Annotated in this window: 12 protein-coding genes; 4 read left to right on the top strand and 8 right to left on the bottom strand. The window is 62.5% G+C overall.

All coding sequences use genetic code 11. The features are described 5' to 3' along the window. Positions 1-46: 46 nt before the first annotated feature. From rnd to RPF88_RS11915, 3 genes are all read right to left on the bottom strand, one after another. Complete coding sequence (gene rnd / locus RPF88_RS11925; protein ID WP_063167751.1) at positions 47-1,198, bottom strand: ribonuclease D; 1,152 nt, start codon at positions 1,196-1,198, stop codon at positions 47-49. 75 nt (positions 1,199-1,273) lie between these two features. Continuing rightward, positions 1,274-2,518 (bottom strand): MFS transporter, encoded by a 1,245-nt coding sequence (locus RPF88_RS11920; RefSeq protein WP_337122468.1) that lies wholly within the window; start codon positions 2,516-2,518, stop codon positions 1,274-1,276. 75 nt (positions 2,519-2,593) lie between these two features. Then, entirely contained in the window at positions 2,594-2,962 is a 369-nt protein-coding gene (locus RPF88_RS11915) for a hypothetical protein (protein WP_024504702.1), read from the bottom strand. A gap of 194 nt (positions 2,963-3,156) precedes the next feature. Here RPF88_RS11915 and aspS point away from each other — a divergent pair, with 194 nt between their 5' ends. Continuing rightward, positions 3,157-4,947 carry an aspartate--tRNA ligase gene (gene aspS, locus RPF88_RS11910; RefSeq protein WP_337123872.1) on the top strand — a complete coding sequence of 597 codons (1,791 nt, stop codon included), beginning with the start codon at positions 3,157-3,159 and terminating at the stop codon, positions 4,945-4,947. A 114-nt stretch (positions 4,948-5,061) separates the two neighbouring features. Here the strand turns inward: aspS and RPF88_RS11905 are convergent, their stop codons facing one another. Both RPF88_RS11905 and RPF88_RS11900 read right to left on the bottom strand, forming a co-directional pair. Further along, a complete protein-coding gene (locus RPF88_RS11905; RefSeq protein WP_337122467.1) occupies positions 5,062-6,252 on the bottom strand; it encodes a hypothetical protein in 1,191 nt (396 codons plus the stop codon). Between the two features lie 103 nt (positions 6,253-6,355). Next, the gene (locus RPF88_RS11900) at positions 6,356-6,625 is read right to left on the bottom strand and encodes a hypothetical protein (RefSeq protein ID WP_164890489.1); all 270 of its coding nucleotides are present in this window, start codon (positions 6,623-6,625) and stop codon (positions 6,356-6,358) included. Between RPF88_RS11900 and parC the strand changes: the two genes are divergently transcribed. Then, entirely contained in the window at positions 6,581-8,833 is a 2,253-nt protein-coding gene (parC, locus tag RPF88_RS11895; protein WP_024504699.1) for a DNA topoisomerase IV subunit A, read from the top strand. The genes RPF88_RS11900 and parC overlap by 45 nt on opposite strands. 275 nt (positions 8,834-9,108) lie before the next feature. Further along, a complete protein-coding gene (locus tag RPF88_RS11890) occupies positions 9,109-10,323 on the top strand; it encodes an AI-2E family transporter (RefSeq protein ID WP_337122466.1) in 1,215 nt (404 codons plus the stop codon). A gap of 35 nt (positions 10,324-10,358) precedes the next feature. On the opposite strand, the gene RPF88_RS11885 is transcribed toward RPF88_RS11890, so the two are convergent. The 3 genes from RPF88_RS11885 to RPF88_RS11875 all read right to left on the bottom strand — a co-directional run bounded on the left by RPF88_RS11885 (position 10,359) and on the right by RPF88_RS11875 (position 12,758). Beyond that, positions 10,359-11,255 carry a DMT family transporter gene (locus tag RPF88_RS11885; RefSeq protein ID WP_063167756.1) on the bottom strand — a complete coding sequence of 299 codons (897 nt, stop codon included), beginning with the start codon at positions 11,253-11,255 and terminating at the stop codon, positions 10,359-10,361. Between the two features lie 127 nt (positions 11,256-11,382). Then, positions 11,383-12,147: an arginyltransferase gene (locus RPF88_RS11880; protein WP_013532274.1), complete on the bottom strand. Its 765-nt coding sequence runs from the start codon at positions 12,145-12,147 to the stop codon at positions 11,383-11,385. Between the two features lie 140 nt (positions 12,148-12,287). After that, positions 12,288-12,758, bottom strand: a complete 471-nt coding sequence (locus RPF88_RS11875) for an RDD family protein (RefSeq protein ID WP_063167757.1) — start codon at positions 12,756-12,758, stop codon at positions 12,288-12,290. Positions 12,759-12,961: 203 nt separating this feature from the next. Between RPF88_RS11875 and sthA the strand changes: the two genes are divergently transcribed. Beyond that, entirely contained in the window at positions 12,962-14,350 is a 1,389-nt protein-coding gene (gene sthA / locus RPF88_RS11870) for a Si-specific NAD(P)(+) transhydrogenase (RefSeq protein WP_013532272.1), read from the top strand. The last annotated feature ends 16 nt before the right edge of the window (positions 14,351-14,366 follow it).

Genomic DNA, 14,366 nt, shown 5'->3' with positions numbered 1-14,366 from the left:
CTTTTCCTTCTCCCGCAAGGGGAGAAGGAAAATCCGCGAGGGACGTCTACAGGTCGAACACCGCAATCTTGCGCTTGTCGAACTTGATGCCGATCTCGCCGCGCACCAGCTTGAGCGCGGCCTCGCCGAAAACCGCGCGCCGCCAGCCCTGCAGGGCCGGTACGTCGGCGTCCTCGCCCTCGGCGGCGATACGGTCGATGTCGTCGCTGGAGGCCAGCACCTTGGAGGCGACGCCTTCCTTTTCGGCGACGATCCGCAGCAGCACCTTCAACAGTTCCGCCGCGGCGCTCGAGCCCTCGGGCGGCTGGAAACTCTTCGGCAGCTTTGGCATCTGCTCCTTGGGCAGGGCAAGGGCGGTGTTGACCGCTCCAAGCAACGCCGTTGCCGTCGAAGAGCGCTCCCAGCCTTTTGGGGTAGTGCGCAGCTTGCCAAGGGCTGCCGCGTCGCGCGGCGCCTGTTGCGCCACCTCGTAGATCGCATCGTCCTTGAGTACGCGGCCGCGCGGCACGTCGCGTTCGCGCGCCTCGCGCTCGCGCCACGCCGCAACGCCCTGCACGATCGCCAGTTCCTGCGGCTTGCGCAGCCGCATCTTCAGCCGTTTCCAGGCGTCCTCGGGGTGCGGATCATAGGTCTCGCGCGAGGTCAGCACCTCCATTTCCTCGTTGAGCCAATGGGCGCGGTTTTCGCGCGCCAGTTCGGCGCTGAGGTGCTGATAGACCTCGATCAGATGGGTGACGTCAGCCAGCGCATAGTCAAGCTGCTTGTCGGAAAGCGGCCGGTGGCGCCAGTCGGTGAAGCGCGACGACTTGTCGAGCCGGGCCCCGGTGATGCGTTGCACGAGCTGATCGTAGGAAACGCTGTCGCCGAAGCCGCAGACCATCGCCGCCACTTGCGTGTCGAACACTGGATGCGGAACCAGATCGCCGAGATGGACGATGATTTCGATGTCCTGCCGCGCGGCGTGGAAGACTTTGACCACCGCCTCGTTGGCCATCAGCCTGAAGAACGGCTTCAGGTCGATATCGGGAGCCAGCGGATCGATCAGTGCCGTCACGCCGGGAGCGGCCATCTGGATCAGGCACAGGATCGGCCAAAACGTCGTTTCTCGAATGAATTCGGTGTCGACAGTGACGAAATCCGACTTTTCGAAAGCGGCGAGAACGGTCTCGAGTTCTTTCTGGGTGGTGATGACGTGCATCAAATCGCTTTTGGCAGGAGTAAGGTCTTCCTAGATTTCAGCCGCCGGGGCTTTCGTCAAGCTTTGGCACCGTGGTCACGGCTCCGCCGGCCCATCGGAATCGCTGTTTCTTTTGGCCAGCCGTGCGAAAACCGTTGAAGTGCGCAGGAGCGCAATGAAGCGGCCGCGCCTGCCCGCCGGCACGCCGGACCGGGCCTGCATGCGGTAAAGGATGACGGCGATGAAGATCGCGTAGACCACTGCGCTGAATACAAACAGGGCGCCCGGTCCGAAATACTGCATTGCCGTCGAGGCGGCGAACGGACCGCCAATCGCGCCGAAGGAATAGAACAGCATCAGCGCTGCATTGATCAGCACGAACTCGCCCGTGTCGGCACGATCGTTGGAATGCGCCGCCGACAGCGAATAGAGCGGCATGGCGAAACAGCCGAAGATGAAGATGAAAATGAAGTTGAGCGCCGGATTGCTGCCGGCAATGAACACCAGCGCCAGTGCCGAAAGCATCGCGCAGCAGGTTGTGATCAACAGCACCCGGCGCCGGTCCCAGCGGTCGGAAAGGTAACCCAGCGGATACTGGATGATGGCGCCGCCGAAAATGCCGACGCTGACGAAGGTGACGACATCGGCGACCGACATGCCGATCTGCTCGGCATAGACCGGGGACAAGGTGCGAAAGGCGCTGTTGGTGACGCCGACCGCGATGCAGCCGAAGCAGCCCAGCGGCGAAATCCGCCAGACGCGCGCCAGGTCGAGCTTGACCTCTTCGGGTGGTGTCGGGTTGGAGCGGTCGCCGAGCGACACCGGCACCAGCGATAGGGTGATCATCATCGACATGATGGCGAAGATAGCGAAACCGCCGGCGCCGAAGATCGGGATCAGGAACTGGGCTGATGTCACCGAACCGATGTCGACCATCCGGTAGATCGCCAGCACGCGTGCCCGGTCGTGATTGCTGACGCCGGAATTCAGCCAGCTTTCGACGATGGTGAACAGCCCGGCGAAGCAAAAACCCCCCGCTAGGCGCACCGCGCACCACATCACCGGATCGATGACCAGCACCAGGAGCAAAGTACCGACCGAGGCGATTGCCGCCAGCGCCGAAAATGCCCTGATATGGCCGACCGCCTTCATGATGCGGGTGATGGCAAGGCAGCCGAGCAGGAAGCCGGCGAAGTAGAAGGTGCCCATCAGGCCGATGTCGGAAGCCGAAAACCCTTCCTGCGCGCCGCGCAGCGCGATCAGCGTGCTCTGCAGCCCATTGCCGCCGAGCAGTATGCCTGCGGCGAGAAGAAGCGGGATCATCGGGCGGATGGAGGACATGAAGAGGCGATCACGTGTCGGTGATCCCTTCTTGGACCATCGCCCTGGCCAACGCCAGCAGCAATTCCCGGCAAACTACAGCGAGGATATGTCCAACTCTTCGTGGAAGGTCCAAACGCTTATGAACGGGCCGTCGTTTAGGTTCTTGCTATAGATCGTCATGATCACCTGTTGCCGTTGATCGTCGCGCGGAGGCAACTGACCGGTGATGAGCCGGAAACCGTCGGGATCTACGCCAACAGCGAATTGCTGTTCCGGGTCGATACGATCGTAGTCGATTATGAGCCGCGATCCGTCGAACTGCTCCCGCATCGATTCGTCGTTCGGAAAGTCACCGTCGGAGAGGGCTTTGAACCGCGCCCAATCGTCTATGCGAGCCGCGTCAAGCAGGTTGACGATGCGGCTGCGCTCTTGAGGTGTCAGAAAGAGCTTCTGGTTTTGCATATCCTGATCTCATTTGCCGTAAACGTAGCGGTAGAGGATATCGCTATCCATTGTGCCGCCCAAGTTTACAACGGATGTCCTGTCGAAGCCGCTTGCCTTGACAAATCCGGCCTCCCATGCGCTTTTCGCGCAAATTTTGAGGCCGGGCTTGATGCTTGGCCTGCAACCCAGCACCCCGGACTTTATCAATGACAATGCACCGTTACCGCAGCCATACCTGTGCCCAGTTGAGGAAGAGCGACGTTGGCTCGACCGTTCGTCTGTCCGGCTGGGTGCATCGCGTGCGCGATCATGGCGGCCTGCTCTTCATCGACCTGCGCGACAATTACGGCCTGACCCAGATCGTCGCCGATCCGGATTCGCCGGCCTTCAAGGTCGCCGAGACCGTGCGTGGCGAGTGGGTCATCCGTGTCGACGGCGAGGTCAAGGCGCGTTTGCCCGAGACGACCAATGCCAATCTGCCGACCGGCGAGATCGAGATCTTCGCCCGCGAGATCGAGGTGCTGTCGGCGGCCAAGGAACTGCCGCTGCCGGTGTTCGGCGAGCCCGACTATCCCGAGGATATAAGGCTGAAGTACCGCTTCCTCGATCTGCGCCGCGAGACGCTGCACAAGAACATCATTGCGCGTACCAAAATCATCGCGGAAATGCGCAAGCGCATGGGCGAGGTCGGCTTTACCGAATTCTCGACGCCGATCCTGACCGCGTCTTCGCCCGAGGGCGCGCGCGACTTCCTGGTGCCGTCGCGCATCCATCCCGGCACCTTCTACGCGCTGCCGCAGGCGCCGCAGCAGTACAAGCAGCTGATCATGGTGTCGGGCTTCGACCGCTATTTCCAGATCGCGCCCTGCTTCCGCGACGAGGACCCGCGTGCCGATCGTCTGCCGGGCGAATTCTACCAGCTCGACCTTGAAATGAGCTTCGTCGAGCAGGACGACGTGCTGTCGACCATGGAACCTGTCATGCGCGGGGTCTTCGAGACCTTCGCCAACGGCAAACCGGTGACGCAGAACTTCCAGCGCATTCCCTATGATGTGGCCATGCGCAAATACGGCTCCGACAAGCCGGACCTGCGCAACCCGATCGAGATGCAGGCCGTCTCCGATCATTTTCGCGATTCCGGCTTCAAGGTGTTCGCCAACATCCTGGCCAACGACCCGAAGGCCGAAGTGTGGGGCATTCCCGCCAAGACCGGCGGCAGCCGCGCCTTCTGCGACCGTATGAATTCCTGGGCGCAGGGCGAGGGCCAGCCGGGGCTGGGCTATATCTTCTGGCGCAAGGAGGGCGACAAGCTCGAAGGCGCCGGTCCGCTCGCCAAGAACATCGGCGAGGAGCGCACCGAGGCGATCCGCCTTCAGCTCGGCCTTGCCGACGGCGACGCCGCGTTTTTCGTCGCCGGCGATCCGAAGAAGTTCGTCTCGTTTGCCGGTGCCGCGCGCACCCGCGCCGGCGAGGAGTTGAACCTCGTCGATCGCGAGCGCTTCGAACTGTGCTGGATCGTCGACTTCCCGTTCTTCGAATGGAACGAGGAAGAGAAGAAAATCGACTTCGCCCACAACCCGTTCTCGATGCCGCAAGGTGGCATCGATGCGCTGAACGGCGAGGATCTGCTCGGCATCAAGGCGTTCCAGTACGACATGGTCTGCAATGGCTTCGAGATCGCCTCAGGCGGTATCCGCAACCATCTGCCCGAAACCATGGTCAAGGCGTTCGAGACGGTCGGCCTCGACCGTGCCACGGTCGAGGAGCGCTTTGGTGGCCTCTACCGCGCCTTCCAGTATGGCGCGCCGCCGCATGGCGGCATGGCTGCCGGCGTCGACCGCGTCGTCATGCTGCTGGTGGGCGCCAAGAACCTGCGCGAGATCACCATGTTCCCGATGAACCAGCAGGCCTATGATCTGTTGATGAATGCACCCTCGGAAGCGAGCCCGCAGCAGCTTCGCGACCTGGCGCTGCGCGTTGCCGTGCCCAGGAAGGACGCCTGATCGCGCTTCGGGCGATGCTTTAAAGAACCGCCCGAACCGATTCTTTCAATTCGCTAATCCCAAGAAAAAGCCCGGCATCGCTGCCGGGCTTTTCGCATAGCGAGATCGCTTCGATCAGTCTTCGTTGGCCTTGACGGTGACACCGAGCGTCTTGGGCAGATCGAGCGGGTTGGACATGGCGCCCGCCATGATCAGCGCGAACGGCACGGATGCCGGCGGCTCGGCCGAGATTTCGAGGCTCTTCGGATCGTCGAGGAATTTGCTGACCGCGGCCGTAACCTGCGCAGTCAGTTCCGGATTGTTGAGCTGCGCCATGCCGAACGGCACGATCGCCTTGGCCTGGTTGGCGATGTCCTTGCCGGACATGCCCTGCTGCTTGCCGACATAGTCCAGAACCTTGTTGGTCAGCGAATCGTCGTCGAAGCGGATCGAGGCGCTGTTGAACGAAAGCTGCTGCAACAGGCCGAGCATGGCCATGCCTTGCGCCGAATTGTCGGCGCCTTCCGGCTGTGCCGCCATCTTCTTCTGCATTTCCTGCAGCGACTTGATGAAGTCCAGCGTGTAGCCGCCGAGATTGAAGGTCATGCCGAGCGTGCCGGCATTCTCGACCGAGATGTCGTATTTCGACAGTGCCATCTTGCCGTCCGTGGGCTGCCAAGTGCCGGCCATTTCGAGATTGCCCGCGATGTTCTGGTAGCCGAGCGCGTTGATGACTTCCTTGGACTTGGGATCGTCCACCAGCGTCAGGTCGGCATTGAATTTTTCCGTGGTGGCGGTGAATTCCATCGCCTTGCCGTCCGCCGGCGGCGTGATTTCGATGGCAAGCCCGTCCATCGAGAAGGCGGTCTTGTCGGCGACCTTGACGGTCATGTTCGAGAGTTCGGCGGACTTGTACATCATCAGCGAGCCCAGCGGGCCGGTGGCGCCGTCGGCCGGAACTGTCATGTCGTGGATGACGAAGGGGCTGAGGTCGAGGGTGACGCCGTCCTTGCTGTGTGTGAAGGCAGCCGTTGATACGGTGGCGATGTCATAGCCGCCATTTGCCTCGGTCACGCCTTCGAGTTTGACGTCGCCGATGGGAAGCGCTTCCTTCTCCGCCGCCGGTTTGATGGCAACGCCCTGCAGCACCATGCTGGTGTTGTCGCCGGTCACCCCGGTCCAGGTGATGTCGACACCTTGTGCGACAAGCGCTGCCTTCAGCCGGTCGGCCACTGCCGTATCCTGTGCGAGGGCCGCATTCAGCGGCAGCGTGAGCAAGAAGGTCGAAAAAGCCAGTTTCTTGAGAATTGAGCGTTTGATTGTCATCGCAAGGTCCCTGAGAGTGTCCTGAAATTGTTTTTTCAATTATTTGCGCCATCACCATTCCGTGACGAACTGGACCGGAAAAAGGCGTGTCCCGGCACATTGGTCAAAAATCGCGGTGAAAGGCAAACCCGATCCCACCGTCTTTGCGCAAACCGGTGAATTTGTCATGAAGAGCCGATAGCCGGATATCGTCGCGCTTGGCGATAGAGCCCGCATGTAACAGGCTGATGTTGGCCGACATCCGCTGGGGTATGGTTTCATGTTGCAGAAAGGCCGGTATCTCCGTCGGGCTCTTGCCGCGAATCACCCACTCGGCTAGTCCGAGCCCATGGGAAAAAGGCTTTTGCCGCCTGAAAATGGCGGTGGCGATCACATCGAGCCGGTCGATCTGAAGAAGGCGCTGGAAGAGCGCTATCTGGCCTATGCGCTGTCGACCATCATGCACCGGGCGCTGCCCGACGTGCGCGACGGACTGAAGCCGGTCCATCGCCGCATCATGCACGCCATGCGCCTGCTGCGGCTCAACCCCGATCAGGGCTTTGCCAAATGCGCCCGCATCGTCGGCGAGGTGATGGGCAAGTTCCACCCGCATGGCGACCAGTCGATCTATGACGCGCTGGTGCGGTTGGCGCAGGATTTCTCGATGCGCTATCCCCTGGTCGACGGCCAGGGCAATTTCGGCAACATCGATGGCGATAACGCCGCCGCCATGCGCTACACCGAAGCGCGCATGACCGATGTGGCGACCGAACTTTTGTCCGGCATCACCGAGGATGCCGTCGATTATCGGCCGACCTACAATGAAGAAGACGAGGAGCCGGTGGTTTTGCCCGGCGCCTTTCCGAACCTGCTGGCCAACGGCTCGTCCGGCATTGCGGTGGGCATGGCGACATCGATCCCGCCCCACAACGCCGCCGAGCTTTGCGATGCCGCACTTCACCTGATCGAAAACCGGGACGCGCCGGTGGCGAAGCTGATGGACTTTGTCCAGGGGCCGGATTTCCCGACCGGCGGCATCATCGTCGACAGCCGCGCCTCGATCCTCGAAGCCTACGAAACCGGTCGCGGTGGCTTTCGCGTGCGCTCGAAGTGGTTCCAGGAGGACCAGGGCAGGGGCACCTGGAGCATCGTCGTCACCGAAATCCCGTACGGCGTTCAGAAGGCGCGGCTGATCGAGAAGATCGCCGAGCTGCTGATGGCGCGCAAGCTGCCGCTGCTCGAGGACATCAGGGACGAAAGCGCCGAGGACGTCCGCGTCGTGCTGGTGCCGAAGAGCCGTTCGGTCGACCCCGGCATCCTGATGGAATCGCTGTTCAAGCTGACCGAGCTCGAAAGCCGCTTCCCGCTCAACATGAATGTGCTGTCGCGCGGCAAGGTGCCCAACGTGCTGTCGCTGAAGGGCGTGCTGCAGGAGTGGCTCGAGCACCGCCGCGAGGTTTTGGTCCGCCGCTCGAAACATCGCCTCGGCGAAATCGAAAGACGGTTGGAGATACTTGCCGGCTACCTGATCGCCTACCTCAACATCGACGAGGTGATCAGGATCATCCGCGAGGAGGATGAGCCAAAGCAGGTCATGATGGCCCGCTGGTCGCTCACCGACACCCAGGCCGAAGCCATCCTCAACATGCGGCTGCGCGCTCTGCGCAAGCTTGAAGAATTCGAGATCCGCAAGGAATTCGACGGCCTGAGCGCGGAGAAAAAGCAGATCGAGGCACTGCTTGCTTCAAACGAGAAGCAGTGGGCGACGATCAAGTGGGAAGTCACCAACATCCGCGACAAGTTCGGTCCGGAGACCGAGCTCGGCAAGCGCCGCACCCAGTTCGCCGACGCGCCCGAGCATGATCTGACCGACATCGCCCATGCCATGATCGAGCGCGAGCCGGTCACCGTCGTCGTCTCGGAAAAGGGCTGGCTGCGGGCGATGAAGGGGCATCTGGCCGATCTCTCGACGCTGACCTTCAAAGAGGGCGACAGCCTCAAGCTCGCCTTCCATGCGCAGACCACTGACAAGGTGCTGGTCTTCACCACCGGGGGCAAGTTCTACACCATCGGCGCCGACCGGCTGCCTGGCGGGCGCGGCCATGGCGAGCCGATCCGCATCATCGTCGATATGGACAATGACCAGGACATCGTCACCGCCTTCGTTCACGATCCGAAGCGCAAGCTGCTGCTGGCCTCGCACGACGCCAACGGTTTTATCGTGCCGGAGGAGGAAGTCGTTGCCAACACCCGCAAGGGCAAGCAGGTGATGAACGTCAAGGCGCCGGACGAAGCCAAGCGCTGCATCCCGGTCACCGGCGACCATCTCGCCATCGTCGGCGAGAATCGCAAAATGCTGGTGTTCGCGCTCGCAGAGATTCCGGAGATGGGCCGCGGCAAGGGCGTGCGCCTGCAGAAATACAAGGATGGCGGCCTTCTCGACCTCAAGCCGTTCACGCTTGAGAGCGGCCTCTCCTGGCAGGATTCAGCCGACCGCACCTTCACAAGGTCGCGCGAGGAACTGGCTGAATGGATCGGCGCCCGTGCCTCGGCCGGACGCATGGTGCCGAAGGGATTCCCGAGGACGGGGAAATTTGGGTAGCGAGTGAAGCTGCCGATCTCCCCCCTCGTGGGGAGATGCCCGGCAGGGAGAGGGGGGCGCTGTCCCGCCGACGGTCGAGTTCACAGATACTCGATTGGTTTGCGGCTCACGGTCCAAATCCAAGGCCGCGATCCTTCACACCCCCCTCTGTCCTGCCGGGCATCTCCCCCACGAGGGTGGAGATTGGCAGCTTCACCATCTCATTTGGACTATCGTCACGATTGCTGCACTATATCAGTGCATAGACAGGAGGGGTGTTTGGGAGAGCCAGGCGTTTGAAGGAAGCAAGAATCCAGAAACCGGAACGGCAGCAGCGCCTCTTCGGCCTGTCGACGCCGCTCAGGGCAGCCGTCATCCCGCCGCTGTCGGCGGCACGCTGGCTGCTGGTGCTGATCGTTGCCGCCGGCGTCTATTTCTTCCACGGCTTCCTGTTTCCGGTGCTGGCGGCGCTCGTCATCGCTTTCGCCAGCTGGCCGCTCTACCGCCGCCTGCTTGTCGCGGTCGGCGGCAACCGCACCATCGCCGCGACCTTCGCCATCCTGTTCATCCTCGCCTTCCTGGTGATCCCGATCGCGCTCGCCGGCACCTATGCGATCAACGAGGTCCGCGAATGGGTCGCCTGGGCGATCGAGACCAACCGCCACGGCGCGGTGACGCCACACTGGATCGCCACCATGCCTGTCGTGGGCGAGTGGCTGAACGAACAGTGGACCACCAATTTCGGCCATCCCGGCGGCATTGGTGAGCTGATCCAGCTGGTCAGCGGCGCTAATATCGGCAGCATCTATCGTGGCGTGCTGGCCGCAGGCGGCAGTGCTTTCGGCCTGCTGTTGACGCTGCTGTTCATGATGATCGCGCTGTTCTTCGCCTATCGCGACGGCGAGCACTTTGCCGGCCAGGTCGACCGTCTCGGCGAGCGCATCCTGCCGACCAGATGGGAGCGGATTTCGCGCGTCGTGCCGGCGACGATCTCCTCGACCGTGACCGGCATGACCGTTATCGCCATCGGCGAAGGGCTGGTGCTGGGCATCGCCTACTGGCTGGCCGGCGTGCCGTCGCCGGTCACGCTTGGCGCCCTGACCGGCGTCATGGCGCTGATCCCCGGCGGCGCACCGCTGTCCTTCACGCTGGTCTCGATCTACCTCGCCGCCAGCGGCTCGCCGATGGCCGGGCTGGCGCTGTTCCTCTGGGGGGCGGTCGAACTGTTCATCGTCGACAAGACATTGCGCCCCAAGCTCGTCGGTGGCCCGATAAAACTGCCCTTCCTGCCGACTTTTTTCGGTCTGATCGGCGGCGTCAAGACCATGGGGTTTCTCGGCCTGTTCATCGGCCCGGTGCTGATGGCCCTGCTGGTGGCTATCTGGCGCGAATGGCTGCGCGAGGTGGAAATGGCCGACGAGACGGCCGCCGATTCGGCGGCCGAAATCGAGTCCGGTCCGCAGATCGAGGTCCTGCCGGAATCCAATGCGGCGAAGAAAGCCAGCGCCTGATAACGACCGGCTTTGCGCCGTAAGCCGAATTGTCGCTAGACCGGGTGATGCACCGCGAAGTCGACCCGGCGCTTACGCCCTTCATGCAGCTGCCAGAGCGAGTGTGCGACGAGCGTGACGATCAGGATCCCGCCGCCGATCAGGCTGTTGCGGGTCGGTGCCTCGGCAAAGATCATCCACACCCAGACCGGCGCCAGCACCGTTTCGAGCAGGTAGAACATCGCCACTTCCGGTCCTGAAATGTATTTCGGCCCGGCGGCAAGGCAGAAGAACGAGATCGGCATGATGATGGCGCCGTTGAAGACGATCCACCATGGCGCGTTCACATGAAAGCCTTCGCCTGACACCATGAAGACCGCCAGCGCGAGCGGCAGAAGGACGCCGACGAGCGAGGTGAATCCCATGTCCTTGCCGCTGGCGCGCGAGATGGTGATGGCCACCGCGATGAAGAAGGCCGAGCACAGCGCCATGAAATCGCCGAACAGCTTGCCGGTGCCGACCGAGCCGCCGACGATGACCAGCACGCCGAGGATCATGATCGCCATCGCCGCGATGGTCACCAGCCGCGGCCTCTCGCGCAGGAATATCCAGGACAGCAACCCCGCAAAGACGGTGTTGAAGGCCAGGATGAACACCAGGTCGGCGGTCGAGGTGTGGTAGACGGCGGTGACGAAGGTGATCCCGGTCAGCCCGTAGCATATCGCCACGATCAGGCCGGACCAGCCGGGGATCAGCGGCGGGGCGTTTCGGCTGAGTGCCCGCCAGACCGACCAGATGACCATGGCCGCGACGAAAGTTGTGCCGGTGCGCAGCAGCATGATCGTCCATGCGCCACCGTCGGCGAGGCGGATCAACGGTATGTCGACAGTCAGCGTGAGCCCGCCGATGGCGGTTATCAAAAGACCTTTCTGGTGATCGTGATGAGAGGACATGCAGGAACTTTCGCAATGAAATGCAGGCTGGCGGCCGGCCGGTGCAATGGCGCACTCTCTCCAGCCAACCGGCTGAAAGACCAGCATCCCCTGCCTTGAAACAGTTTAAAGCGGACCTTGGAAAAGCTCAGCGTGAAACCGCTTCGTTGGTGTAGCGCTCCCAGCCCTTGGGGCCGAGATGCTCCTGCGGCATGAAGCGCATCTTATAATTCATCTTGCGCGAGCCGTTGACCCAGTAGCCGAGATAGACATGGGGCAGGCCCATCGCCCTGGCGCGGGCGATGTGGTCGAGGATCATGAACGTGCCGAGCGACCGCTCCTCGAAATCGGGATTGAAGTAGGAGTAGACCATCGACAGGCCGTCGGCCATCTTGTCGGTGAGCGCCACCGCGATCAGCTCGCCCTGTCCCTTGCCGGTGATGAAGGTGTCAGGTCCGCGCCGCCGATATTCGATCACCTTGGTGTCGACATGGGTGTCCTCGACCATCATCGCATAGTCGAGCACCGTCATGTCGGACATGCCGCCACGGCGGTGGCGGGCGTCGAGATAGCTGCGGAACAGGGAATATTGTTCGGTCGAGGGCTCGGCATTGTGCATGTAGCCGACGAGATCGGAATTGTGCTGCAGCACGCGCTTCATGTTGCGGCTGGCGACGAATTCCTGGGCGAGGATGCGTACCGAAACGCAGGCGCGGCAGGTCTCGCAGGCCGGCCTGTAGGCGATGTTCTGCGAGCGCCGGAAGCCGCCTTGCGTCAACAGGTCGTTCATCTCCGCCGCCTTGTCGCCAACCAGGTGCGTGAACACCTTGCGCTCGAACTGGCCGTCGAGATAGGGGCACGGCGACGGCGCGGTCAGGAAGAACTGCGGCGACTGGGTCGGATGCTGCGTCATCGAGCCTTGGAAACACTCCTTCGAATCGCTCTACCTTTGGCGCGGATGGCGAAAAATTCAACAGGATTATGTGGGCGCGGTCGACTCGACGCCTTCACATTTGTGCTCAATCGGTAGCGACTGCTCTTCAGAGGGCCGTTTCAGCGGTCGGTGCGGCTGACGACCGTGCCAAGTAAAAGATCGTGCAAGGTGCGTTTGCGGTCGGAAAACAGCGTTACCAGCAGGACAAGCGGCGACAGGATGACATTGCCGGCCCAGAACAGCACCGAATGGACAACCGCAGTGAGGCCGTCGATCGGCCTGCCGTCGAGCCGGTCGAGCCGGATGCCCATCATCTTCATGCCCGTGGTGGCCTGATCGGTGCTGCCCAGCGTGTTCCAGATGTAGAGGATGGCCACAGTCGGCAACAGGATGCCGAACAGCATCCAGCCAAGCCCGAGGGTCAAGAGCCCGAGGAAGAACACCAGAATGGCAAACGGGATGGTGAGCAGCGCGACGATGACATAGTCGATCATGAAGGCGAAGATGCGCTTCGTGCGCACGCCGTCATAGGCCCTGACATCGTCGAGCCTGCTGGTGATGATTTCGCCGTCGAGAACGCGCGCGTTCATGTCATTTCCTCGTAACAGGGCCACGGCATAGGGTGCGGACCGCTCAGCCATGAAATGGTGAAGGCCTGTGGCGGAATCAAGATCGCGCTTCCAGCGGTGCTCCAGCTTCGATGGCGTCGGGCCCGATGTGAACTGGTTGAATTTGCGGCGCGGATAGCATTAGCTTGTTGCGGCGCAGCAGAGCGCACAGGGGACGGGGCAATATGGACTACGACATGCTGGTCATCGGCAGCGGCCCTTCCGGCCGCCGTGCCGCGGTGCAGTCGGCCAAGCTCGGCAAGTCCGTGCTGGTGGTCGACCGCGGCCGGCGTCTGGGCGGTGTCTCGGTGCATACCGGGACCATCCCATCGAAAACGCTGCGCGAAACGGTGCTCAATCTTTCGGGCTGGCGCGAGCGCGGCTTCTACGGGCGCGGCTACCGGGTCAAGCAGGATATTTCGGTCGGCGATCTGGTCGAGCGCCTGCACAAGACGCTCGACCATGAGGTCGAGGTGCTGCAGCACCAGTTCATGCGCAACACGGTCAAGAGCGCTCGCGCCGCGGTGAAATTCCTTGGTCCCAACAAGGTCAGCCTGACATCAGATGCCGGCGATTACAGCGAGGTCGGTTTTGCCAACGCGCTGATCGCGGTCGGCACCAGGCCGCACCGCCCGCGCGACGTGCCTTTCGACAAGACCCGCGTCTTCGACAGTGACGAGATGCTGGAGCTTGATCGCTTGCCGCGCACGCTGACCGTGATCGGCGCCGGCGTCATCGGCGTCGAATATGCGACGATCTTTTCCGCGCTCGACGTGCCGGTAACCTTGGTCGAGCCGCGCAACTCCATCCTCGATTTCGTCGACCGCGAGATCGTCGACGATTTCATCCACCAGATGCGCGATCGCGGCATGACCATCCGGCTGGGCAGCGCGGTGAAGGAGATCCGCTCCAAGCCGGACGCCGCCGAAGTGGAACTGGCCGATGGCCGCACCATCCGTTCCGAGGTTGTGCTCTACGCCGCCGGCCGCACCGGCAATGTCGGCAGCCTGGGCCTGGATGTCGTCGGCATCGACGCCGACTCCAGAGGGCGCATCAAGGTCGATCCGCAATCCTTCCAGACCAGCGTGCCCAACATCTATGCCGCCGGCGACGTCATCGGCTTTCCGAGCCTGGCCTCGACTTCGATGGAGCAGGGCAGGGTGGCCGCCTGCCATGCCTTTGGAGTGCCCTTGCCGCCGCCGCCGGAAACCTTCCCCTATGGCATCTATGCGGTGCCGGAAATCTCGACGGTCGGCCAGTCCGAAGAACAGGTGCGTGAGAGCGGTGCGGCCTACGAGGTCGGCGTGGCGCGTTTTCGCGAGACCTCGCGCGGCCACATCATGGGTGTCAACACCGGCTTCCTGAAGCTGCTGTTTTCGATCGAAACGCGCCGTCTGCTCGGCGCGCACATCATCGGCGAGGGCGCCACCGAGCTCATCCACATCGGCCAGGCGGTGATCAATCTCGGCGGCACCGTCGACTTCTTCGTCAACAACACCTTCAACTATCCAACGCTCGCCGAAGCCTACAAGATCGCCGGGCTGGATGCCTGGAACCGGATGGGAAGAGGGTAGGCCGGCTGGTCGTGGC

The organism is Mesorhizobium sp. ISC11 (assembly GCF_037162595.1).
In the GTDB taxonomy this organism is placed as follows: Bacteria; Pseudomonadota; Alphaproteobacteria; order Rhizobiales; family Rhizobiaceae; genus Mesorhizobium; species Mesorhizobium ciceri.
This window is presented reverse-complemented; position numbering and strand designations above follow the sequence as displayed.

Coding starts and splice junctions, on each gene's coding strand:
- rnd (WP_063167751.1), bottom strand. CDS start 1,198: ATGCACGTCATCACCACCCAGAAAGAACTCGAGACCGTTCTCGCCGCT.
- RPF88_RS11920 (WP_337122468.1), bottom strand. CDS start 2,518: ATGTCCTCCATCCGCCCGATGATCCCGCTTCTTCTCGCCGCAGGCATA.
- RPF88_RS11915 (WP_024504702.1), bottom strand. CDS start 2,962: ATGCAAAACCAGAAGCTCTTTCTGACACCTCAAGAGCGCAGCCGCATC.
- aspS (WP_337123872.1), top strand. CDS start 3,157: ATGCACCGTTACCGCAGCCATACCTGTGCCCAGTTGAGGAAGAGCGAC.
- RPF88_RS11905 (WP_337122467.1), bottom strand. CDS start 6,252: ATGACAATCAAACGCTCAATTCTCAAGAAACTGGCTTTTTCGACCTTC.
- parC (WP_024504699.1), top strand. CDS start 6,581: ATGGGAAAAAGGCTTTTGCCGCCTGAAAATGGCGGTGGCGATCACATC.
- RPF88_RS11885 (WP_063167756.1), bottom strand. CDS start 11,255: ATGTCCTCTCATCACGATCACCAGAAAGGTCTTTTGATAACCGCCATC.
- RPF88_RS11880 (WP_013532274.1), bottom strand. CDS start 12,147: ATGACGCAGCATCCGACCCAGTCGCCGCAGTTCTTCCTGACCGCGCCG.
- RPF88_RS11875 (WP_063167757.1), bottom strand. CDS start 12,758: ATGAACGCGCGCGTTCTCGACGGCGAAATCATCACCAGCAGGCTCGAC.
- sthA (WP_013532272.1), top strand. CDS start 12,962: ATGGACTACGACATGCTGGTCATCGGCAGCGGCCCTTCCGGCCGCCGT.